Raw genomic sequence first — 21,822 nt, forward strand, 5'->3', positions numbered from 1 at the left:
ACAGACCTCACCCAGGGGGACTATACCTTCAGGAGCAACAAGGCGAACCAGGACCGCAGGTTCACGGTGCTCTTCGAGCGCGACCCACAGCTGGGCACGGGTGATATAGGAGCAGGGGACATAGCGGTATATCCCAACCCCACCAGCGGGACGCTTCACATCGTGGGCACGACCGTTGGCCTGGACTCCATCAGGGTGTACGATGTGCTGGGCCGTGCAGTGGTGCAGGAGGATCTTGGCGGGGCACTGGGCCACCAGCTGGATATGTCCGGCCTTGGGGCTGCGGTGTACTTCGTGGAGATAACTACCGAAAGAGGCAAGGTGACCAAGAAAGTGGTCAAGAAATAGACCTTATTTTGGAAGAGAAATACAAGCGCCCTAGAGATAGGGCGCTTTCTTATTAAAATATCTTTTAAGATTTTGAGTTAGTAAAAGATGAAACGTTTTGTTTTAGGGGTATTTTTTGTAGGGATTGTTGCTGTATTTTTCTTCACCAAAAAAGGAAAAGTTGTAAAGAATGTAGCGTTAAGTTATGTTGTTGCTCCAGATTATATTCAAAAAGAGGGGGAGACAATTGCTTCGAGGGTTCTTGTTCCGGAAACTTTCAATAGAGTGCAGTACCTGGAAAAATCTTTTTCTAACTATATTCAGCAGTACGCTTTAAAGCCTTATGGTTCCAAGATTGTGAATTATGATGGCAAAGATTATTTATATCAAAAGGGCCATGTGGGTATTTTGGAGGTTCCTGTTCCTTCAAATGGTCTTCAGCAATGTGCCGATGCACTCATCAGGTTACGTGCGGAGTATCTTTGGGAGCAAAACCGAAAAGATGAGATTGGTTTTAATTTCACTTCGGGTCACTACTGTTCTTGGACTGAATACGCTAATGGGTATCGCCCAAAAGTAAATGGTAACAAGGTTACCTTCAGCAAAACAGCACAAACGAATCATTCCAAAGAGAATTTTTATAAATATCTAAACCTGATATATACCTATTCTGGAACCCAATCATTGTACGACGAACTTCCAGAGGTCGCTTCGGTAAAAAATCTTGAGGTGGGCGATATGGTGGTGAAGCCTGGGTTTCCAGGACATATTGTAATGATTGCAGACAAGGCTACCAATGCCAACGGTGAAATTTTGTTTATTTTAGCGCAGGGAAATACACCAGCACAGAGCGTCCATGTACTCAAAAACCTAAACGATGCAACCATAAGCCCCTGGTACCATATAGAGAAGGACGCCTTTCTGGAAATCCCAACGTATTATTTTGACCAAACTAAATTTTTACGCTTCAAATAATGGCATTACCCCTTACCGAACAAGAACTACATAACCTTGCTATGAACATAGTGGGCAAGGACCTTGAGGATAAAGGATTTGAGTTTTTGGGAGTCAATTCAAAATTGAAGAAAGATCCGCAGTTTGTTGCATTGAAAAACAAAGACCTACATTTTGTAATTGTGAGGGCTGTACGGTATCCACAAGATGCTAATGTGTACGATCCTGTCCTGATGCAGACTATGAAGGAGCACGCCGATAAATTTGAAGCGAAAACCTATTATGCTGGCGTTGGCCTGGGCCACGGGACAGACTATGCAAAACCAGTGATAAAGGACGAGGATTACACTATGGTGTATAACGGCTTGCAGGAAATATCCTAATTATGAAATACTTCTCCATTTTCTTACTTTCGGTTTTTATGTTGGTCTCTTGTGCCGAAAAAACACCAGAAGCAACAGTGCTTCAGGGTGATGCTTTTGGTACAACCTATACCATTCAATACTTTTCCGAAAGAGGTTTTGATGCCGAAAGAGGTTTGGATTCTATCTTGGCGATGGTAAACAATTCGGTGAACACCTATATGCCCCAAAGTGATATATCCAAGATTAACCAAGGGGATACAACGGTTGTGGTAGATGAAATATTTAAAGAAGTGTATAAAATTTCTGAAAGAGTGTACACAAATTCTGAAGGTTATTTTGACCCCACTGTGGGAACCTTGCGAAACGCCTATGGCTTTGGCGATATGGCCCCGGTCACCGAGATTGATAGTACGGTTTTAGATTCCCTACGTAGATATGTAGGGTTCAAAAAAGTAGCTTTATTGGAGAATGGGAAGATTGAAAAGCGGTATCCTGAAATATATTTCGACTTTAATGCGGTGGCAAAAGGCTACGGAATTGATAAAATAGGCCAGTTCTTGGAAGCTCAGGGAGTATCAAGTTATATTATAGAACTGGGTGGCGAACTACTGGCCAAAGGCAAAAACTTGAAAAAAGATCAATATTGGATAGCCGGTATAGAGGCAGTAGATTCTCAACTTGAAAACCGGAGCTACCTTGCCACTGTATATCTAAATAATACAGGCATGGCCTCTTCTGGAAATTATAGGAAGTTCAGGATCAACCCACGGACGGGCCAGAAATATGTGCACACCATAAACCCCCTTACTGGTTTTGCAGAAGAGAGCAACGTAACCAGTGCCACCGTCCTTGCGCCCACCTGCGCCCTTGCAGACGCCTATGCCACAGCGTTTATGGCGATGGGGCTGGAACGCTCTAAAAAATTATTGGAAGAGATTGAGGGTGTTGAAGCCTTCCTTACGTATTCTTCAGAAGAACTGGAAGGAGAGGAACAGGGCCAATTTATTACCGATGGTTTTAAAAAACAATTAGTGTCAAACCTTGCGGCAAACGGGGAGTAGTTCTCCTTTTGGGAGCCTGTATTTTTCAACTTCTTTTTCTGAAAGTTTTGCAGTGTAATCTACGCTATCTACTTTAAAACCTACGGATTGCAGCTTGTCAAAATAATCCATTCCGTATACACGTACATGGTCGTACTGTCCAAAAATAGCAGCCCGTTCTCTTGGGTCTGTAATGCTATTGTCCTCAAAAGTAGTGGTGCGGTTACGGTCGTAGGGAACTTGTACAATTGCAGTGCCATTTGGAGCAAGTACCCTGTACAATTCTTTCATGGCTTTTGTATCGTCCGGGATATGCTCCAGCACGTGGTTACAGATCATAAAATCGAAACTATTGTCTTTAAAAGGAAGGTTGCAAATGTCTGCTTTTACATCGGCGATGGGTGAATTAAGATCTGTTGTGGTATAGGTAATGTTTTTCAATGTTCTGAAACGTTTCAAGAACGCTTGCTCTGGCGCAAAATGGAGCACCCGTAATTTTTCAGAAAAAAAGGAGGTTTCATTTTTAAGGTAGAGCCAAAAGAGCCTGTGCCGCTCTAGCGATAATGTGCCAGGCGCCAATACATTTTCACGCACTTTTTCGTAGCCATACGGCAGAAATTTCCGGTAGGAGTTGCCATCAATGGGATCGGTATATTTGTTGCCTCTAAGGAAAAAAGCAACAAAAGGACGTGCGAGGTAGCTTAACCTAATGAGCAACGGTCGTGGAATAGTGTTCAATGCCTTTTTAAAAATTTTGCTCAAACTGTTGCGGTCTAAATAAGTGTTTAAAGTTACAGAAAGTTAACCGTCAAACCTAAACGTATCCTCCTCGTCACTCTCAATACCTAGGGCTTCGTATACATAATCGAAGGTAGAAAGCAATTTGGGTTCACCGTGGACTAGTGCTACGTCGTGTTCAAAATGGGCGCTGGGTTTGCCGTCCCGTGTCACTATAGTCCATCCGTCCTTTAACTGCTTTACACGATGGGTTCCCAGATTGATCATGGGTTCAATGGCAATGGTCATCCCTTCCACGAATTTTTTTCCTCTACCGCGCTTCCCATAGTTGGGTATTTCTGGAGCTTCGTGCAATTGGGTCCCCAAGCCGTGGCCTACCAACTCACGAACCACACCATACCCGTGGGACTCGCAATAGTTTTGGATGGCATACCCTATATCGCCCACTCGGTTTCCGTGCTTAAATTCTTTGATGCCCAGGTACAACGAATTTTTGGTTACTTCCAGCAACTTCTTGGTTTCTGGCGCTACTTCTCCCACCTCGAAAGTATAGGCATGATCCCCATAAAAACCTTGCTTTATGGCACCACAGTCTATGGCAACTATGTCGCCTTCCTGTAAGGGAACATCTGTAGGGAGGCCGTGAACTACGGCCTGGTTTACGCTAGTGAGCAGGGTAGAGGGACAATCGTACAATCCCAAAAAACCGGGGGTAGCATCTTGCTCCCTTATATAAGCTTCGGCAAGGTCGTTCAGTTTGTTGGTGGTAATGCCCGGTTTTACTTCCTTGGCAAGCATCCCCAATGTTTTAGATACTACTAGGGCTGCTTCTCGCATTAAGGCTATTTCTTCGGCTGTTTTGGGTATTATCTTTTTATTGCTCACTGTTTCTTTCTTGTGTTTTTGTTTGAAGGGGTCAAAAGGGGAGGGGTTATTAGAATATTAAAACCCGAACCATCCTTTTTTCTTTTTATGGGTAGAGGGGGCTTCTTCTTTAAGGAGCGTTTGATAAATTTCCCCCCAGCCCATGAGCCCGCCAATATTCCTATCGTCTATAAATATATCTGCGTTTATTTTACGGCTGTATTTTTCGTCAAATTCTTCTTCCGGAAAGCTTTTGTTCACGGCGTAAAAAGTAATTCCATTTTCCTTGCAGAATGCAACAGCTTCATCCAGTGTACGCCCATGACGATAAGTCCATAAAATGAGGCGGTGCCCTTGCTGTTGTAATTTTTTAAGGGTATCGAAAGCGAATAACTGAGGCTTCCCGATTTTTGGGTAGGCGTCTTCCACAATCGTTCCGTCAAAATCTACCGCGATGGTAAGGGTCTCGTTCATAAACTTTTGAATTGGACGGCAAAAATACAAAGAAAAATAAGGATTATCCTTTGTGCCTGTGCGAATAACGGTCTTTCATAAAAATGGCTTGCTGTTATTCAGAGTAGGCCGGGGTGTATTCCTTTCCTTGCAAAATAGTGAGCATATCCTGTTCTAGGGTCTTGTGGGCATATTCAACAATACGGTTCAATGTGTCGCCATTTTTTATGAATAGAATAGTAGGCACATACTCGATATTGGCTCCTTTTTCCAGCTGGTTAGGGGTGTCTTTGTCGTGAGATACAGCAATGATGCTGAAGTTTTCAAAATTATAATCTGCCGCATCCAAAATTTTGTACAGTGCAGGAACCTCACGCTGGCTGTCCTCGCACCAGGTGCCCATAAAAACGCTTACTTTGGTATCATCCAGCAAAGGTTTCAGGCTGTCTACTGCCACCGTATCCAAGGTGTGGTTGGTCTGGCTCTCGGTAAACCATTCGTTGTAGGGTGCGTTTGTTAATCCGTTTCTGTTTACTTTCCCTAGAAGCATTTTACCTTCCTCTTCGGGGTCGTCAAACTCGTTGTTCACTTCCTTGGTAAGGGTGTATTCAATTTTTTCTTCGGAACTATTATCAGTTTCTTCTGAAGGCTTTTCAGCAGCGTTTTTACAGGCTAGTACTGAAATTAAGGTAAAGACAGTCAATAGGTATTTCATAGTCGATTTTTTTTTTTTAGAGTAATGAATGTTGTGTCATGGCTTCGGGTTTTGGGATACCCATTAATTTCAGAATGGTTGGGGCCACATCGCCCAAAACGCCCGATTGGATTTCTTGTATATCCTTATCTACCACAATGAGCGGGACGGGATTGGTAGTGTGAGCCGTGTTGGGTGAGCCGTCCGGGTTGCGCATGGTCTCACTGTTCCCGTGATCTGCAATAATCAAAGTTGTGTAGTCTTGCTCCAAAGCGGTTTCCACGATACTTTTTGTGCAACTGTCCACGGTTTCGCAAGCCGTAATGGCTGCCGATAGCACCCCAGTATGCCCTACCATATCTGGATTGGCAAAGTTGAGGCAGATAAAATCTGCTGATTTTGCTTTAATCTCTGGAATTATTTTATCCCGTATTTCGTAAGCACTCATCTCTGGTTTTAAATCGTAGGTAGCTACTTTTGGCGAAGGGCATAAAATTCTCTTCTCGCCCTCAAAGGGAATTTCTCTACCACCGTTAAAGAAAAAGGTAACGTGTGGGTATTTTTCAGTTTCGGCAATCCTGATTTGTTTTTTTCCGTAGCGCGCAAGTGTCTCGCCCAGGGTATCCTTCACATCTTCTTTGTTGAAAACCACCTGAATATCCTTAAAGCTTTGGTCGTAATTTGTAAGGGTTACGTAATACAGCGGCAAACGGTGCATGCCAAATTCTTCAAAATTTTCCTGTGAGAGTACCTGTGTGAGCTGTCGTCCGCGATCTGTCCTAAAATTGAAGAAAATAACAACATCGTCTTTTTCTATCGTGGCGGTGGGCTTGTCGTTTTCAGAAAGAAAGATGGGTTCGATAAATTCATCAGTAACTCCATTATCGTAGCTTTCAGTAATACTTTCAATGATATTTGTTGAAGGGCTGCCTTTTCCGTACACCAATAGATCGTATGCTTTTTTTACCCGTTCCCAGCGTTTGTCACGGTCCATGGCGTAATAGCGCCCCACTATCGAAGCCAGTTTTCCAGTAGTTGCAACAAGATGTTCCTGTAGTTCTGCAATATCTTGTACCGCGCTCTTGGGATCTACATCCCTACCATCGGTAAAAGCGTGCACGTAGACATGTTCCAGTTCATTTTCTGAAGCTGCTGTGAGCAATCCTTTTAGATGGTTTAGGTGGGAATGTACCCCGCCCTTGCTCACCAAGCCCAAAAAATGAACGTTTTTATGGTTGTTCTTTGCATACTGAAACGCATCTTTTAAGACAGTTTCGTCACGCAACGTGTTTTCTTGGAGTGCCAAATTTATTTTTGCAAGGTCTTGGTACACAATACGCCCAGCTCCCAAGTTGATGTGCCCCACCTCGCTGTTGCCCATTTGGCCTTCTGGCAGCCCCACGTTCATACCGTGGGTTAACAGTTGTGCGGTGGGATACTTTTTGGAGACCGAATCTATAAAAGGGGTGTTGGCTTGTGCGACAGCTGAAACCTCGGGGTTTTGGGTAATCCCCCAGCCATCGAGGATCATAAGGAGTACTTTTTTTTCCATGGGGCAAAGGTAAGGAAACTTGCAATGCTATAGACCTAAGTTGTATCTGGATACCGAAAATCCAATAGTGCTTTTGGTTCAAGATCAAGTACTGTTGCAATTTTATGGATACTCAAGATACCGGTATTAATTTCACCCTTTTCAATTAAGCGCAGTTGTTTTTCGTGAGTGCCAATCTCGTAAGCCAGCTGCACTCTCGAAATATTATGTTGCTTCCGGACTTTTTTTAGGTGTTTGCCAAAAGCAACTAAAAAATCTATATGGACTTGATTTTTCAAGCCATAAAGTTTTTGCTTTGCTTAATTTTAATTCGGCTATATTTAACCGAATTAAAATATTTCTACTATATTTAGGTACAAACTTTTAAAATTTTATACCAATGAAAAATTTAAATCTTCTGGGGAGAGGATTTAGAATGTTCTCCCTCTTTTTATGTATTTTTATGGCAAATAGTTTCTCTATGTTTGCACAAACTATTTATGACGAATGCGGAACACTGGACTTCAATAATCCCAATTTTAATGGTAACTACAGTTATACTGCGGATGTTATAGACACCGCAACCGAAGAACCCTTAGTATTAAATGTCTATTACTGGCAAGTGAAAGCTCCAGATGGAAGCTATGGAAATGTTACCTTTAGTGAGGATAATTTATTGGAAAGTATTGCGGCATTGAATATGCATTTTAATCAATTCAATATATTCTTAAAATATATAGGATATGGTGAAATAAATACTCCTAGTGATTTGCCTTTGGTTGAGTATGAATATAATTCTTTGTTGGAGCAATGGGAGTGTAATCCATATCCCGGCCAATTTGATCCAAATGGCTATGGTATTATTGGAAGATGTCAAATAAGCAATTTTTTTAATTGGGCCAATACCCATTTCAAACATCCCAATGCACTAAACATTTATGTGCCATATGCATCAGAATTTGGAGGAGCAGCAAGAGGTGTGGGCAGTAATATGTTGGTAATGAAAATAGATAAGCTCACTACCTTGCATGAAATGGGACATGCGTTGGGGCTTCACCATACCCGTGCTAAAGGGAATGGATGTTCCGATATGGAACACACCACAAGGACAAAATATTTGTTAAATGGCTCCTTAAATCTAGATTTTAATGCAGAGACCGCAGATGATGAGGTGGTGGATACCGCTGCAAATACTTGCTATCGTAAGACGGGACCAAATGGCCAGAGTATATACCCGTATATTGATTATGGCACTTCCAGTGGAGATTGTTTGTATACTGGAATGGAAGAAGATGAAATAGGGGTAGAATACGAAATATCGCACGAAGACGTAATCAACAACATGAGTGATGCTTACCCCTGTGCGACCGATTACATTACGGCCGGACAGGGACACCGTATGCGCGAGACGATACAGCAGGATCCGGACCTTACCAGTGCTATGAATGTTGATGGAATAGCCTCTTTGTTTGAACCTTATGCTGGAGCGTACGATCCTGATGCCAATGATCCAGAGACCTATCCATTACCTTTGTTTCAACCAGGATTTGATTATATCTTTAGGCCATGCTGCTGCGACTACCCATTGCCATCAGATTATTCCGATATATCCTTTAGTTATAATGGCAATAATGGGGTAGCTACCGTTATTTCCAAGGACGAGACAGATTATAGTACCATAACCCATCCCAACCACAAAGCAATAGAGATAGCCCAGTTGGCTCCCTATATGAACAATCCCGTGCGCAAATGCTGGGATAGGCAGGGTATAGCTACCAGCGGTAGTGTGACCGAATTTAACGATGGGGTCTTTAATGGTAATTATACTACGACAGCGCAAGATTCTACGCAGATAAACAACCCACTCTTAATAGACAATCTTAGCCCAGGGCTCTATACCATAGATAAAACATACGACGATGGTACTACAGACCAGACAGTTGTACAAAAACATAATTGATTTATTAATAAGCAAGCGGGAGTCCACGGCTCCCGCAATTATATTCTATTGCAATGGACTACTTAAAATTATTTTTTTTTCTTTTCGCTATTCCAATGTTTTCCCAGTTTGGACCAGAACAGTTAATCAGTAAAGATACAGGACTACCTGTGTCTATTATAATTGCAGATTTGGATGGAGATGGTTTTTTAGATGCACTTACTGGCGCACGCTCTTCCAACGAAGTTGCTTGGTTTAAGAATGAAGATGGCTTGGGTACTTTTGGTTCTGTTAATCCTATAACACCTTCGGATGAAGTTAGAAGAATACACGCTGGAGACCTGGATGGAGATGGTGACAATGATATTGTCGTGGCACAGATTTTTGAAGATACATTTTACTGGCAGGAGAATTTAGATGGTGAAGGAAATTTTGGCCCCCAACAAATTATAGATGACAATGCAGATAATGCATATGAGGCAATACCCGCAGACCTTGATGGTGATGGCGATCTGGATCTTGTTGCAGCCATATCTGATGACTCTAGGGCTGTATGGTACGAGAATCTAGATGGTCAGGGCAATTTTGGATCTTTACGAGTAATCTCCAACGTACAATTGGCTTGTCGCTCTGTTTTTCCAGCAGATATTGATGGTGATGGTGATTTGGATGTTGTAGCAAATTCTGGAGGAGACGTAACTATTTCTTGGTTTGAGAATGAGGATGGATTAGGGAATTTTGGTCCCAAAAAAATAGTTGCTGGGGAGGCATTATATGTAGCCGATGTGTTTTGTGCAGATATGGATGGTGATGGGGATTTGGATATAGTGGGTACTACAAATGCTGAGGATAGGGTAGCTTGGCACGAAAACCTTGATGGTCTTGGTGCATTTGGCCCACAACAAATAATCACTAATGAAGCATTAAGTTGTACTTCTATTTTTTGTGGAGATTTAGATAATGATGGAGATATAGATGTTTTGTACAGTTCAACACCAAATAGTACTATTGAAAACTCACAAATTGCGTGGAGTGAAAATTTGGACGGCCAAGGTACTTTTGGGGGTAAGTTGATCATTGGCGATGAACTACAGTTAACTCGCGAAGTCTATGCCGCCGATATAGACAGTGACGGCGATCTGGATGTTTTTGCTGCTTCCCAGAACAACAACAAGGTGGTTTGGTACGAGAACCAGACCATTCTTGGAGTAGGAGAACAACGGGTTCAGGGCGGTGTCACATTATATCCCAATCCCACACAGACCGAGCTTTTCATTGAACATGCAAGCTATACAACTTTTAACAACGTAACAATCTACAGTGTACAGGGAAAGATTGTATTACAACAGGACTATCACAGTAAAGCAATAGATATATCCCAGTTATCCAGTGGAGTATATTTTGTAAGCTTAACAGATACACAGGCTAAAAAGACAGTCAGGAAGTTTATTAAAAAATAAAATTGCTCTAATTTATAGATACTTAGGATCTTCAATTTTATGCTACATTAAACTATTCTACCACCCCACCATATTTCCTGATACTTTCCTTAATTTGTTCCATGCGGTTTTCAGGGTCTGGGTGGGTACTTTGAAATTCTGGGACACGGCTTGGTCCAGCGGCTGCTTTTAATATTTGCATCACGCCAATCATCTCGTTGGGATTGTAACCTGCTTTGATCATAAACCGAACGCCCAGGTCGTCACTTTCCAGCTCGTCGTCACGGCCGTTGGAGAGTAGGGTGGTCATCCCAATTTGTGAAACAGCACTTCCTGCGCCCACGCCCACTTCGGCTCCTTGCGCTACGGTTTGCCAAACTTGTGTGTTCGCAATACGTTCGCTACTGTGGCGGCCTATTACATGACCTATTTCGTGGCCCAGTACACCTGCCAGTTGGTCTTCGTTCTGTAATTTACTATAAAGTGCATAGGTGATAAAAATTTGCCCTCCCGGCAGTGCAAACGCGTTGATGGTCTGCGGATCTGCCAGTAAGTGGAATTCATATTGATAGGGAGTTTGTGTGGCAACGGTATTTTCGACCAATTTTTGACCTACCATATCTACATAGTTCTGCAAGCGTTGGTCCTGATACATACCTCCGTATTCCTCGATCATCTTGGGGGCGTTGGCAAGCCCAATGGCAATCTCTTCCTTGGGGTCCATGGAGATGGCCTGGGTAGTGCCCGTATAAGGATTTTCCTCCATAGAAGAGCAATAGCGCACCAAACCAAAACCGGCAATGAGTACGCCAATCAATATCCTGAGTTTCCAACTTCCTCTCATAGGTTGACTTTTAAGAATCTAAGATACGAAATGTTCTGCTTAGTGTATGGAGTGTTTGCTAAAGTAATTTTGGGTTGATGTCCAAGATGTTTTCAGTACGGTATTTTTCAATAAAAGCATCGCTAAAATGATTGGCTCCCTTTATTTTTTCTTCCAAGAGGATTTGCTTTACGTCCAGTTTTCTGTACTCTTGGAGCATGGGGACAGAGACCGGTGCATAGCTAAAGTGCCATGGTTCGTATTTAAAACCCTTCCGGTTGGCATTGTCTGTATATACTTCAAAGAAACCAAAGCTTTTGGCATTTTTATCCAACCATTCCTTCAATTTACAAAAAGGACCTTTCCCATGGAACAGCTCGGGTTGTAGTACACTCTTGGGGCGTGGGGAGGCACCGCCGTCAATAATGTCAATATCGGTGCCCCAGTGGTGGCGGGAAGTCCCGGGGATAGTGGAGTATTCAATAATCTTTTCGATGGCTTGGGTGGGCGAGAGGCCCTGTTTGGTAAAGCGGTTGTACTTGCCCTCAAAAATTTCTTTCTGGCGCTGAAAGCTTCGGTAGGCAGAAACTACCTCAATGGAGATACCGGCTTCGGCAGCGGCAGCTTTCATTTTTTTGAAAGCTTCTTTGGCGTCCTTGTGCATTTTGCTGGTGTAGCTACCCCCCACAATATCCGGATTGCCTTTACCAATGAGTTGGGAGCGGGTAAATGTTTGTATAATTTCAGAAGAAAAACCCAGCGAGGGAATTAAAGTTAAACCTAGGGTTGCAACCAAGCTCTGTTGAATGAATTCTTTTCGTTTCATGGCCTAAAAATAATCAATTTGGGTGCCACTTTCTATCTCATAGGCTGTTTTATCTTTTTCAAAAACCCTGGCCGAAAGTACGCCCTGCAACACAATTTTTTCAGCTCGTACCCGTAGCCAACTTCCTTCCCGCAGTCCAATTACGGGTACGGTGTTCTGGGTATGGAACTCCTTGATGCGCGTCTCCCGTGTCTCGCCCATATGCTTGCTATTGGGGTCTGGATCGAGATAATGTGGATTGACGTTAAACGGTAGCACGCCCAAGGTCTTAAAACTTGGGGGATACACTATGGGCATATCGTTGGTCGTCATCATGCTAGGGCCGCAAATATTACTTCCGGCGCTCGTCCCCAAATATGGGGTGCCCTTAAAAATAGCCTCCCGTAGCACTTGCATCAGCCCTAATTGATGCAGCGCATTTACAAGTACAAAAGTATTGCCGCCACCCGTGAAGATCGCTTGGGCATTTTTAATGGCTTCCCCGGGATCATCAAACGTGTGGACACCTACAACCTTTTTGTTAATTTTCTTGAATACATCGGCTGCCTTCGCAGTATATTGGTCATGCGAAATACCACCGGGTCTTGCATAGGGCATAAACAGTATTTCCTCCGATTGGGAAAATAGGTGTTCCAATTCGGGTAATAAGTAGTCCAAATAGCTACCTTGATGTAGGGTTGAGGTACTAGCAACAATAAGGTTTTTCATGCTGTTGAAATGTGCTGGGTTTTATTTCGTCTCTATACTAACTGTACAAAGCTTGCGATTATTTTCGACTTTTAAAAAAACTGCCGTATCTTTAGTATATGAAAAACTTGTTTCTTTTTTGTGGGATCTTTTTCACTATTGCAGCATTTTCACAACAAACTGAACGTGTTGAAGTACAAGGTGAAATTATTGTACCTGTGGGAGATGAAAAGGAACAGATAAGCGTTTACAATACATCTTCACAAAAAGGAACCACTACAGATGCTGAGGGTAAATTTACCCTGAAAGTCGCCGCAAATGATAGGGTGTTAATCACCGCATTGCAGTTTCAACCCTTTACGGTGGTAGTGGACCAAGGCGTTGTGGATAAAAAAACAATGCGCATTCTTATGAACCCTGCCATCAACCAGTTGGAAGAGGTTGTCGTGAGGCCATACGATCTTTCCGGAAATGTAGAAGTGGACGTAAAAAGGCTTCCGGTATTTGAGGTGCCCAATTACGATCTTTCCTATGAAACCATAACTTTCGATTATACATTTACGCCAGATAAGCTCTCCAAAGTAGAAGGGAATGCGGCCCAAGATGCCTTGGGTACGGGCGGTTTGCAGTACGGTGCCAATTTTGGTAATATCATTGCCGGCATTGCGGGTTTGTTGCTGAAAAATAAAGATAAAAACACTCCCGCTGAAAAGTTGAACAACGGCCAAGTATTGGTAACCGCTTTACAACAACGGTTCAGTACTACTTATTATACTGAAACATTAGGCATCCCCACCGAAAAAGTGGACGACTTTATCTATTTTGCACAAGACAATGCCATACAGCCTTACTTACTAAAACCTGAAAATGAAATAGAACTCATGGAGGTGCTGTTGGAGCAAAGTGTATTGTACAAAGAGCGATCACAACATGAAGACTAATCTCACCATTGTCTTTTGTGTTTTTTTTATTGCTGCAAAAATTGCCGCACAAACTACTACATTACAGGGAAAGGTTACCAATCTTGAAGATATTGAAGGCATCCATGTACTCAACAACAATTCCCGTAACAATAGCGTTACCGATGCCTTCGGGAATTTCTCGATACGTGCAAAGGTAAGTGATACATTGGTGTTTTCTTCGGTACATTATCTACCTCAAAAGGTTGAGGTTACACAGGCCATTGTAGAGAGTGGCATTGTAGTGGTAACGCTGGAGAAACTCGTAAATCAATTGGATGAGGTGTTCTTAGGGTCAAATCTTTCGGGAGATCTCACCAAGGATACAGAGGGTATAAAAGTGGAACGCCCCATAAATTTTTTCGATTTGGGTATTCCCGGCTTTCAAGGAGAACCCGAAGAAAAAATACCCACTGTTTTGGGACAGACTATTGGCCCCACTCATGTGGATTTTGAGGCACTGTACAAGCACTTGTCCGGCTACTATAAAAAACTCAAGATAAAGCGGAAATGGGAAGCCCAAAACAATACGGTAGCACGTATTCTATATGCGTTTGACGAAGATTTTTTAGAAGAAGCTTATGAAATTCCTAAAGATAGAACATACGATTTCATATTGTTCTGTATAGAAACTACAAGCCTTCAGAAAGATTTTAACAACGAAAACAACGGCATTGTGCAGGATATCTTTAAAGAACAAGCGCCTATTTACGTTTCCAGACTACAAACAGAAACAACAAAAAGGGAATAATTCTTGTAACAATTTGGCCTAAACTACGTCACATATCAGTTAAAAATAGCGATGAAATTTCTTAAAACTGCCTTAGTTCTTTTTTTAGTTCCCCTGCTCACCTCTTCAGTAGACCATAAATTTTATGTGAGCATTACCAGTATTGAGCATGCGCCCAAAGAGGAGAGCTTGCAAATCATTACAAAAATTTTCTTGGATGATATTGAAGATGCCCTGGAGAAACGATATAACAGGAAATTCAAGTTCAACTCCCAAAAAGAAAAAGAAGAGGACGAATTGATACTAAAGGATTACGTGTTTCAAAAATTAAAAGTCAAAGCGAACGGAACCCCGGCAACGCTTAACTATATTGGTAGGGAGTACGATATTGACGTGGTAAAGATCTATATAGAAATACCCAATGTCCCAACCCTGAAAACTATAGAGATAGAGAACCAAGTATTGTTCGATATGTTTACCGATCAGCAAAATATAGTGCACATAAGAAATGGCGACACACGCCGAAGTTTGATTTTGGAAAACCAAAACCCTAAAGGATTGTTAAATTTCAATCAATAGTACGCCTAAACCCTTTATAACAAGTATTTTTAAACCTTTCAAAAAATAAACAATAACACATGAAATTAGTTAAATACCTTTCCTTGATCGCTTTGTTCCTAACAGCGGGAATGGCCTATGCACAAGATGGTGATGTTGAAAAAGACGAGGCCCGCAAGCCTGGACATTATAACAATAATCGCTTTAAGCAATTGTACGAAGAGTTTTCCACGCCCAATGTGTATCGCTCTCCTAACGGTGCCCCTGGACCACAATATTACCAACAACGGGCAGATTATGAGATGGACCTTATCCTGGACGATAAAACGTCAAGACTTTACGGGACCGAAACAATTACTTATACCAATAATTCTCCAGATGAGTTGGAATACCTTTGGGTGCAGTTGGACCAGAACGTTCGTGCGCGAGATTCAAAATCGCCACTTATCGAGCCCAGTGGAGCAACCCCTGCTGAGCTTGCCAGTAGTTTTGTAGGCAAGTATATGGGAGCAGGCTTTGATGGTGGTTTTAAGATAGACTACGTAAAAGACAAGTCTGGAAACCCCTTGCCCCATACCATTAACCGTACGATGATGCGCATAGATTTGCCTGAAGCAATGGAAACAGGAGATAAGTTTACCTTTTCTATAAAATGGTGGTACAACATTCCAGACCACACTGTAGACCGTGCCAGAAGTGGATACGAAGTATTTGAAGATGGAAACAAAGGGTATGTTATTGCCCAGTTCTACCCACGTATGGCTGTGTACAGCGATGTAGAGGGGTGGCAGAACAGTCAGTTTTGGGGACGTGATGAATTTGCGCTTCCTTTTGGCGACTTTGAAGTAAATATTACCGTACCCGCAGACCATGTTTTGGATGCAACTGGTGAACTGTTGAACAGAAAGGAAGTCTTCAGCTCAACAATGATGAACCGTTACGAAAAGGCCAAAAAAGAATACAAAGAACCCGTACAGATAGTAACCGAAGCAGAAGCAGAAACAGCCTCTAAGGGTTTTGCGTCCGGGACAAAAACTTGGAAGTTCAAGGCCGAAATGGTTCGCGATTATGGTTTTGCAACCTCACGAAGATACATGTGGGATATGATGGCCGTAAAAATTGGCAATCGTGATGTCATGGCAGTTTCTGTATACCCTCCAGAAGGAAACCCATTGTGGGAAGATTGGTCTACAAAAGTAGTGGCCAGTACCCTGGAGACGTATTCTAGAATGGCTTTCGACTATCCTTACCATAAGGCAATTTCGGTACACGCAAAAAACCAAGGGATGGAATATCCTATGATATGCTGGAACTATGGCCGTCCCGACAAAGATGGAAACTATAGCGAAAGAACCAAATATGGAATGTTCGGAGTAGTTATCCACGAGGTAGGACACAACTATTACCCAATGATCGTGAACAGTGACGAGCGCCAGTGGACGTGGATGGACGAAGGTATCAACACCTTTGTACAGTATGTGGCAGAACAGGATTTTGGCGAGAAATATCCAGAGGCAATCGCTCCCAACACAAAGTATCCTTCCCGTAGAGGTCCGGCAAAAAACATTGTGGGCTATATGGCGGGTGACCAAGACTACATCATGCCCATCATGACCAAAGGTTTGAATACCTATAGTTTTGGTGCCAATGCATATTCTAAACCGGCTACGGGATTGAACATCCTTCGCGAAACCATTATGGGGCGTGAGTTGTTCGATTATGCATTTAAGACCTACTCACAACGATGGATGTTCAAGCACCCTACCCCAGAGGATTTCTTCCGTACGATGGAAGATGCCTCAGCAGTTGACTTGGATTGGTTCTGGAGAGCATGGTTCTACACAACAGATTATACCGATATAGGCGTAAAAGAAGTGAAGAAATTCTATGTAACCAGTAAAATGAACAAGGAAGTTAGAGAAATGATGGAAGCCCGTGGTATGAAAGAGAGCGACCTGCCTCCATTGGTATATTTGGTGGAAGAGGGAAGTGAGGATTTTGACCCCTCGATGAAAAACGCAACCCTCGATGAGGTTACAACTTTACAGGAATATATAATGGACAATGTTCCTGCTGAAGATAGAGCGGCAATGAAAAATCCTAAATATTTCTACGAGGTGGTTTTTGAGAAGCCAGGAGGAATTCCAATGCCTATCATAGCTGAGATCACCTATGCCGATGGAAGTACAGAGCGCATTACCTATCCAGCTCAAATTTGGAGAAAGAACGATGCCGAAGTAGGAAAAGTAATTGCTTCTGAAAAGGAGATCACCAAAATTATGGTAGATCCGGACGAAGAAACAGCCGATATAGATACATCGAACAACGCTTGGCCAAAGCGCAAGAAGCTGGGAGAGTTCAATAAGTTTAAAAACGAAGTGAAGGGTGAAGAGTAATCCTTTTACTGAAACCAAATAAAAGCCTCTTTCAAATTTTGGAAGGGGCTTTTTTTGTTTCTCGTAATATCAGAATTGGAAATTAAGAATTTGTATCTTTGCACCCTATGTTTACAGTAACTTTTCCTTTATTCATAAGCGGTGCCGAAATAGCTTTTATACTATTTATCGTGCTCATGGTCTTTGGTGCCGATAAGATGCCCGAAATAGCTCGAGGACTGGGAAAAGGAATGCGCCAAATTAAGGACGCCACCAACGACATCAAATCTGAAATCACCAAGAGCGCCGAAAAACAGGGCTTGGATATAGACATCACTAAAGATGTTCGGCAAGAGATCGATAAGGTAAAAGAAGATGTTGAAGAGATCTCTGGTCCCATAAAACGAAAATTCTAATGCTCCAAACCCTAAAAGAATGGGACAGGGAACTTTTTATCTGGCTAAATAGTTTGGGTATCGAGCGTTTTGATGGTTTTTGGGTGTTTGTAACCCAAATTGAAACCTGGTTGCCACTGTTCATCTTTTTTTTCGGGATTATATTTTACTACCAAGGCTTCAAAAAGGGGCTACTGGTAATACTCTTCACTATAATCACATTTGTTGTTACCATAACATTCACCAATCTGGTAAAAGACTATGTGGCTAGGCTGCGCCCAAATAATGTAGAAGAATTGTCTACGTTAATCCGTATTCTTCAAAAGCCTACCAATTACAGTTTCTTTTCAGGACACGCGTCCTCCAGTTTTGCTGTTACTACATTTGTGGTGCTTACCATACGGAAGTACTCGAAATGGATTTTCCTGGCATATCTCTGGCCCTTCATTTTTATTATGAGCCGTATTTATGTAGGCGTTCATTACCCAAGCGATCTTTTCGTGGGGGCTTTAGTAGGAACAATCATTGCAATTGTTTTTTATTATATCCTCAAAAAAATTATAAAAAAAATACCAAATTAATAGTATATTGTTTGTCTAACAAAACAAACCATATCATGAAAAACTATTCCCTTTTACTATGCATGGGCATCTTACTAGTTGCAAGTTGTTCCCAAGACCCCATTTCAGAAACCATTGACGAAGAAGTAAATCTAGAAACAAATATTCAAGATGGCCTATTGTCTATAGAACAAATTAACGAGATCATTGAAGCCCAACTGGACGCAACAGGAAATTTTAGCTGGGCTTTGGTTGATGATAATGTGTTGTGGAGTGCCACGGTACACGGTAATTCCTTGCTCACCATAGGCTATGGCCAGCAAGGTGAGAGTTTCAGGACAAGTGATTCACAACGATTGAGCCAGTCCAAAAATACAATCATAGACCAAGTGTCCGCAATAGAAAAAACCAGCAGAAGATCTATTGTTGTTGAAGATGATCCCGTACTCAACGTAATAGACCTAGAGGTGAATGCTATTGAAACCATTAGCGAGTTGCGCAAACGAAACGACATTAGGTACTTGGAACCGAACGGATACTCCTATTTTGTTCCCAATGTACAACAACCACAAAACCAACAACGGTCTTCCAGCGGTTGCAGCAAAAGCGGAAGCACATTGAATACTAACGATTACCGAACCGTAGCACCCGGAAGTTTGGTGAGCTGGACGTACGATTACCATAATATTGAACAAGCTTGGACATATAGCACCGGGGCAGGTGTAACCGTTGGACTTATTGATACTGGGGTATCTCCCAATCAACCATTACTGGGTGCTAATTTTAATGATGGGTGGAGCTCAGGAAGAACCATCCAGAAATACGGAACTTTTATAGATAGTCCTTGGTGGTGGAGCAGTAATTATGATGGTCCACACGATAAATGTGGGCACGGGACCAGTATGGGCGGGACCATAGCGGCTCCAAGAAACAACGATAATTTGCCCGTTGGTGTTGCCTACAATAGTAATTTGGTATCCTATAGAGCTACGGAAGATGTGGTGCTTAACGATTACCACGAACGTAAAGGGGTAAAAAATGCGTTGATTCAACTTGGAAATAGGAATGATGTGAAGATCATTTCAATGAGCATTGGGTACCCTTGGTCCATTGGGAATGTTAGGGATGCTGTTCGTTACGCGAATGATAGGGGTAAATTGATATTTGCCGCTGGAGGAACCTCATTGGATTTTACAAATTGGTACCCCGTTATTTTCCCAGCGAGTATGAGTGAAACCGTTGCCGTTACTGGAATAACCGATAGCGGTACGTACCAGCAATGTGATACCTGTCACGACGGGAGTGAGATTGAATTTACCATAGTAATGGAGCGCGATAATAACAATAATAGGACGGGGACTACGGTTGGTTTTTATAATGGAGACAGCAAATATGTTGGCGGTAGTAGCGTAGCAACGGCCACAACAGCTGGAATAGCTGCCTTGGTATGGGCGAAGAACCCGGGTTGGTCCAAAAATCAGGTTTTAACAAAGTTAAGACAGAGCTCTGAGTTTTACCCTAATAAGGACAGTACAAAGGGCTACGGAAATATTGATGCTCTGCAAGCAGTACAATAGAATACAGTTCTGAAAATTTGTAAAAGCCCAAGAAAATTATCTTGGGCTTTTTATTTCTGAGAAGTTGCTGAAAAAAATAAAACAGAAGACCCTCCCCAAAGCGCTTACGTCTTGAAGAGGGCCGTTCTTTATATGATAGGTATTTTTCCCTTTGTTTACAATACAAAGATGATAGTAATTTAAAGAAAACAACACAGGTGCATACCTATTTGTACAAAGTGAAAAACCCCTTTTTGTTAGGACGATATGATTATTTTACCCTTGAAATGGTAAGCCCATCCCTAATAGGTAGTAAGACGGTTTCCAGGCCAGGATGCTCCTTGAGCATTTTATTGTATTTTAAAAGTACTTTTGTATCCATATCGTCTTCTTTCAAGGGCTCAACAACTTTGCCGCTCCAAAGCACGTTATCACTTAAGATAATAGCTCCAGATCCCAACTTCGGAATGAGTAGCTCGAGATAATTTACATAGTTGTGCTTATCGGCATCTATAAAAACAAGGTCGAAATTTTCTTCCAGCTTCGGAATAATTTCCAATGCATTCCCCGTATGCTGAAAGATGTTGTCCTTGTACGCTGAAACATCAAAATATTTTTGTGCAAAATCGAACAACTCTTCATTAATATCAATAGTGTGCAACTGCCCATTTTGTTGAAGCCCTTCAGCCAAACACAGTGCCGAATACCCTGTGTAGGTTCCAATTTCCAAAATTCTTTTCGGGCGAATCAACTTGGAGAGCATACTCAGTACCCGTCCTTGTAAATGGCCACTCAACATTCTAGGAGCCAATACCTTTTGCCACGTCTCGCGAGATAATTTTTGCAATAATTCAGGTTCGGGTTGCGAGTGCTTTACTACGTAGTTTTCAATTTTTTCTGGCAGAAAATCCATTAAGCAGTTATTCTATCGATCAATTTTTTCTTGGCTTTTTCATCATCGCCACAGAGCCATTGCAACACATTATCTTCCCACATTTGGTCTGCATCGTCTTCAGTAATAATTTTACGGTCTTTTGCAAGGTCGAGTATTTTCCCTGGGTAGGAAGATTGTACAATGCTTTCCATCTCACCAAGCGGATATGGATCGTCCAGTCCCACCAAAACTTGTTTCACGCCTTGGTTTTTTACCAAAAGTTCCAACGAGCCTGTATCGTGAACCAAAGTGTCAAAAAATATGTTTTTGTGCCCAACAGACTTACGTGGGTGTGTTTTACCTTCAAAGAGATCTGGGCGGCCATCAAAACCTTGTATTCTTCTTCCCAGGTTCATTTGCGCCAATTGCCCGCCGTGGGCAAAGCAGGTACGCATTCCGGGATATTTGTCTGCATAACCGTTTAAGGTTAAAAAGTGGTAGGCATCGGCACATTGTGCGAGCATCCAGATTAGGTGGAAACGCCAGGCCGTATTTTCAAGTTTTATAAATTTTTCGCCATCGTAGGGGTGTATCTCTACCGCTAGGTTGTATTTGCTGGCAAGTTCAAAAATGGGTTCGTTCTCTTCGTCAAAAATACAACGCCACGTACCTATGGTGTCCATATAGTGGGTTGGCAGGCACAACAATTGCATACCCAAAACTTCCACACAACGTTCAATCTCCCAAAGTGCCCCACGAATAAAGCCAGGGTGTATTACAAACCCACAGGTAAATTTTGATGGGTTTTCCTTCTGCACTTTCGCGTTAAAATCGTTTTGAAAGCGCAACGCCTGTTTCATCTCTTCCAGGCGGAGTCCATTTCCGTAGAGTTGGGACAGGTTCAGTACAACTGCGTGGTCAATCTTATATTTTTCCATCCATGCCAACTTTTCGTCAAGAAAAAAGCTGGAGTCTGTAACAGGACGGCTCCAGTCTTTCTGAAGCATATACTTTCTATCCTTGTCAACCCAAAAAATACCCTTATCCTGCATAAACTGTGGGATTTGCTCAGGATAGGGCAAGAGGTGCGAATGGCCGTTAATGCGGAGTTTTCTTTTTGTCATGAGTTAGTGAT

At 42.3% G+C, this 21,822-nt stretch carries 24 protein-coding genes; 13 read left to right on the top strand and 11 right to left on the bottom strand.

Annotated elements, in window-relative coordinates:
- The 4 genes from C8D94_RS11210 to C8D94_RS11225 form a co-directional block, all read left to right on the top strand.
- A partial coding sequence (locus C8D94_RS11210) for a T9SS type A sorting domain-containing protein (protein WP_147278544.1) occupies positions 1-348 on the top strand: 348 nt, incomplete at its 5' end.
- Between the two features lie 87 nt (positions 349-435).
- On the top strand, positions 436-1,302 hold the full coding sequence (locus C8D94_RS11215; protein WP_115124056.1) for a DUF4846 domain-containing protein: 867 nt from the start codon (positions 436-438) through the stop codon (positions 1,300-1,302).
- A complete protein-coding gene (locus tag C8D94_RS11220; protein WP_115124057.1) occupies positions 1,302-1,664 on the top strand; it encodes a Na(+)-translocating NADH-quinone reductase subunit F in 363 nt (120 codons plus the stop codon). Before C8D94_RS11215 ends, C8D94_RS11220 begins: the two co-directional genes overlap by 1 nt.
- A gap of 2 nt (positions 1,665-1,666) precedes the next feature.
- Positions 1,667-2,707 (top strand): FAD:protein FMN transferase, encoded by a 1,041-nt coding sequence (locus C8D94_RS11225; RefSeq protein WP_115124058.1) that lies wholly within the window; start codon positions 1,667-1,669, stop codon positions 2,705-2,707.
- On the opposite strand, the gene C8D94_RS11230 is transcribed toward C8D94_RS11225, so the two are convergent.
- From C8D94_RS11230 to C8D94_RS11255, 6 genes are all read right to left on the bottom strand, one after another.
- The gene (locus tag C8D94_RS11230) at positions 2,681-3,448 is read right to left on the bottom strand and encodes a class I SAM-dependent methyltransferase (RefSeq protein ID WP_115124059.1); all 768 of its coding nucleotides are present in this window, start codon (positions 3,446-3,448) and stop codon (positions 2,681-2,683) included. The genes C8D94_RS11225 and C8D94_RS11230 overlap by 27 nt on opposite strands.
- Positions 3,449-3,487: 39 nt before the next feature.
- Positions 3,488-4,309 carry a type I methionyl aminopeptidase gene (gene map / locus C8D94_RS11235; RefSeq protein WP_262510547.1) on the bottom strand — a complete coding sequence of 274 codons (822 nt, stop codon included), beginning with the start codon at positions 4,307-4,309 and terminating at the stop codon, positions 3,488-3,490.
- Positions 4,310-4,366: 57 nt separating this feature from the next.
- The gene (locus tag C8D94_RS11240; RefSeq protein ID WP_115124060.1) at positions 4,367-4,762 is read right to left on the bottom strand and encodes a BT0820 family HAD-type phosphatase; all 396 of its coding nucleotides are present in this window, start codon (positions 4,760-4,762) and stop codon (positions 4,367-4,369) included.
- A 94-nt stretch (positions 4,763-4,856) separates the two neighbouring features.
- A complete protein-coding gene (locus tag C8D94_RS11245) occupies positions 4,857-5,456 on the bottom strand; it encodes a TlpA family protein disulfide reductase (protein WP_115124061.1) in 600 nt (199 codons plus the stop codon).
- 16 nt (positions 5,457-5,472) lie between these two features.
- Positions 5,473-6,987: a 2,3-bisphosphoglycerate-independent phosphoglycerate mutase gene (gpmI, locus tag C8D94_RS11250; protein WP_115124062.1), complete on the bottom strand. Its 1,515-nt coding sequence runs from the start codon at positions 6,985-6,987 to the stop codon at positions 5,473-5,475.
- A gap of 35 nt (positions 6,988-7,022) precedes the next feature.
- Entirely contained in the window at positions 7,023-7,265 is a 243-nt protein-coding gene (locus tag C8D94_RS11255) for a helix-turn-helix domain-containing protein (protein ID WP_115124063.1), read from the bottom strand.
- A 101-nt stretch (positions 7,266-7,366) separates the two neighbouring features.
- Here C8D94_RS11255 and C8D94_RS11260 point away from each other — a divergent pair, with 101 nt between their 5' ends.
- The gene (locus C8D94_RS11260; RefSeq protein WP_147278545.1) at positions 7,367-8,926 is read left to right on the top strand and encodes a hypothetical protein; all 1,560 of its coding nucleotides are present in this window, start codon (positions 7,367-7,369) and stop codon (positions 8,924-8,926) included.
- A gap of 149 nt (positions 8,927-9,075) precedes the next feature.
- Positions 9,076-10,365: a T9SS type A sorting domain-containing protein gene (locus C8D94_RS11265; protein WP_170134767.1), complete on the top strand. Its 1,290-nt coding sequence runs from the start codon at positions 9,076-9,078 to the stop codon at positions 10,363-10,365.
- 52 nt (positions 10,366-10,417) lie between these two features.
- On the opposite strand, the gene C8D94_RS11270 is transcribed toward C8D94_RS11265, so the two are convergent.
- The 3 genes from C8D94_RS11270 to pepE are packed head-to-tail and all read right to left on the bottom strand — an operon-like array spanning position 10,418 to position 12,701.
- Positions 10,418-11,188: a M48 family metalloprotease gene (locus C8D94_RS11270; RefSeq protein WP_115124066.1), complete on the bottom strand. Its 771-nt coding sequence runs from the start codon at positions 11,186-11,188 to the stop codon at positions 10,418-10,420.
- Between the two features lie 58 nt (positions 11,189-11,246).
- Positions 11,247-11,993: a M15 family metallopeptidase gene (locus tag C8D94_RS11275; protein ID WP_115124067.1), complete on the bottom strand. Its 747-nt coding sequence runs from the start codon at positions 11,991-11,993 to the stop codon at positions 11,247-11,249.
- Positions 11,994-11,996: 3 nt separating this feature from the next.
- The gene (pepE, locus tag C8D94_RS11280; protein ID WP_115124068.1) at positions 11,997-12,701 is read right to left on the bottom strand and encodes a dipeptidase PepE; all 705 of its coding nucleotides are present in this window, start codon (positions 12,699-12,701) and stop codon (positions 11,997-11,999) included.
- Between the two features lie 98 nt (positions 12,702-12,799).
- Here pepE and C8D94_RS11285 point away from each other — a divergent pair, with 98 nt between their 5' ends.
- The 7 genes from C8D94_RS11285 (at position 12,800) to C8D94_RS11315 (ending at position 19,834) form a co-directional block, all read left to right on the top strand.
- Positions 12,800-13,621: a carboxypeptidase-like regulatory domain-containing protein gene (locus tag C8D94_RS11285; protein WP_115124069.1), complete on the top strand. Its 822-nt coding sequence runs from the start codon at positions 12,800-12,802 to the stop codon at positions 13,619-13,621.
- A complete protein-coding gene (locus C8D94_RS11290; RefSeq protein ID WP_115124070.1) occupies positions 13,611-14,390 on the top strand; it encodes a carboxypeptidase-like regulatory domain-containing protein in 780 nt (259 codons plus the stop codon). Before C8D94_RS11285 ends, C8D94_RS11290 begins: the two co-directional genes overlap by 11 nt.
- Before the next feature lie 51 nt (positions 14,391-14,441).
- Positions 14,442-14,948 carry a DUF6702 family protein gene (locus C8D94_RS11295; RefSeq protein ID WP_115124071.1) on the top strand — a complete coding sequence of 169 codons (507 nt, stop codon included), beginning with the start codon at positions 14,442-14,444 and terminating at the stop codon, positions 14,946-14,948.
- Between the two features lie 59 nt (positions 14,949-15,007).
- Entirely contained in the window at positions 15,008-17,323 is a 2,316-nt protein-coding gene (locus C8D94_RS11300) for a M1 family metallopeptidase (RefSeq protein WP_115124072.1), read from the top strand.
- A 107-nt stretch (positions 17,324-17,430) separates the two neighbouring features.
- Entirely contained in the window at positions 17,431-17,718 is a 288-nt protein-coding gene (locus tag C8D94_RS11305) for a Sec-independent protein translocase subunit TatA/TatB (protein ID WP_115124073.1), read from the top strand.
- Positions 17,718-18,278 (top strand): phosphatase PAP2 family protein, encoded by a 561-nt coding sequence (locus C8D94_RS11310; protein ID WP_115124074.1) that lies wholly within the window; start codon positions 17,718-17,720, stop codon positions 18,276-18,278. The genes C8D94_RS11305 and C8D94_RS11310 overlap by 1 nt, the downstream gene beginning before the upstream one ends.
- A 35-nt stretch (positions 18,279-18,313) precedes the next feature.
- The gene (locus C8D94_RS11315; RefSeq protein ID WP_115124075.1) at positions 18,314-19,834 is read left to right on the top strand and encodes a S8 family peptidase; all 1,521 of its coding nucleotides are present in this window, start codon (positions 18,314-18,316) and stop codon (positions 19,832-19,834) included.
- A gap of 250 nt (positions 19,835-20,084) precedes the next feature.
- Here the strand turns inward: C8D94_RS11315 and C8D94_RS11320 are convergent, their stop codons facing one another.
- Together C8D94_RS11320 and C8D94_RS11325 are read right to left on the bottom strand one after the other, a co-directional pair.
- A complete protein-coding gene (locus tag C8D94_RS11320; RefSeq protein WP_115124076.1) occupies positions 20,085-20,726 on the bottom strand; it encodes an O-methyltransferase in 642 nt (213 codons plus the stop codon).
- Positions 20,726-21,811, bottom strand: coding sequence for an amidohydrolase family protein (locus C8D94_RS11325; RefSeq protein WP_115124077.1), 1,086 nt, complete (start codon positions 21,809-21,811; stop codon positions 20,726-20,728). The genes C8D94_RS11320 and C8D94_RS11325 overlap by 1 nt, the downstream gene beginning before the upstream one ends.
- Positions 21,812-21,822 lie beyond the last annotated feature (11 nt).

The sequence above is a fragment of the Marinirhabdus gelatinilytica genome, from assembly GCF_003353425.1.
Lineage (GTDB): Bacteria > Bacteroidota > Bacteroidia > Flavobacteriales > Flavobacteriaceae > Marinirhabdus > Marinirhabdus gelatinilytica.

Excerpts from the sequence above, each read along its gene's own strand:
- C8D94_RS11215 (WP_115124056.1), top strand. The coding sequence starts at position 436 with ATGAAACGTTTTGTTTTAGGGGTATTTTTTGTAGGGATTGTTGCTGTA.
- C8D94_RS11220 (WP_115124057.1), top strand. The coding sequence starts at position 1,302 with ATGGCATTACCCCTTACCGAACAAGAACTACATAACCTTGCTATGAAC.
- C8D94_RS11225 (WP_115124058.1), top strand. The coding sequence starts at position 1,667 with ATGAAATACTTCTCCATTTTCTTACTTTCGGTTTTTATGTTGGTCTCT.
- C8D94_RS11240 (WP_115124060.1), bottom strand. The coding sequence starts at position 4,762 with ATGAACGAGACCCTTACCATCGCGGTAGATTTTGACGGAACGATTGTG.
- C8D94_RS11245 (WP_115124061.1), bottom strand. The coding sequence starts at position 5,456 with ATGAAATACCTATTGACTGTCTTTACCTTAATTTCAGTACTAGCCTGT.
- gpmI (WP_115124062.1), bottom strand. The coding sequence starts at position 6,987 with ATGGAAAAAAAAGTACTCCTTATGATCCTCGATGGCTGGGGGATTACC.
- C8D94_RS11260 (WP_147278545.1), top strand. The coding sequence starts at position 7,367 with ATGAAAAATTTAAATCTTCTGGGGAGAGGATTTAGAATGTTCTCCCTC.
- C8D94_RS11270 (WP_115124066.1), bottom strand. The coding sequence starts at position 11,188 with ATGAGAGGAAGTTGGAAACTCAGGATATTGATTGGCGTACTCATTGCC.
- C8D94_RS11275 (WP_115124067.1), bottom strand. The coding sequence starts at position 11,993 with ATGAAACGAAAAGAATTCATTCAACAGAGCTTGGTTGCAACCCTAGGT.
- pepE (WP_115124068.1), bottom strand. The coding sequence starts at position 12,701 with ATGAAAAACCTTATTGTTGCTAGTACCTCAACCCTACATCAAGGTAGC.
- C8D94_RS11285 (WP_115124069.1), top strand. The coding sequence starts at position 12,800 with ATGAAAAACTTGTTTCTTTTTTGTGGGATCTTTTTCACTATTGCAGCA.
- C8D94_RS11290 (WP_115124070.1), top strand. The coding sequence starts at position 13,611 with ATGAAGACTAATCTCACCATTGTCTTTTGTGTTTTTTTTATTGCTGCA.
- C8D94_RS11295 (WP_115124071.1), top strand. The coding sequence starts at position 14,442 with ATGAAATTTCTTAAAACTGCCTTAGTTCTTTTTTTAGTTCCCCTGCTC.
- C8D94_RS11300 (WP_115124072.1), top strand. The coding sequence starts at position 15,008 with ATGAAATTAGTTAAATACCTTTCCTTGATCGCTTTGTTCCTAACAGCG.
- C8D94_RS11305 (WP_115124073.1), top strand. The coding sequence starts at position 17,431 with ATGTTTACAGTAACTTTTCCTTTATTCATAAGCGGTGCCGAAATAGCT.
- C8D94_RS11310 (WP_115124074.1), top strand. The coding sequence starts at position 17,718 with ATGCTCCAAACCCTAAAAGAATGGGACAGGGAACTTTTTATCTGGCTA.
- C8D94_RS11315 (WP_115124075.1), top strand. The coding sequence starts at position 18,314 with ATGAAAAACTATTCCCTTTTACTATGCATGGGCATCTTACTAGTTGCA.
- C8D94_RS11320 (WP_115124076.1), bottom strand. The coding sequence starts at position 20,726 with ATGGATTTTCTGCCAGAAAAAATTGAAAACTACGTAGTAAAGCACTCG.
- C8D94_RS11325 (WP_115124077.1), bottom strand. The coding sequence starts at position 21,811 with ATGACAAAAAGAAAACTCCGCATTAACGGCCATTCGCACCTCTTGCCC.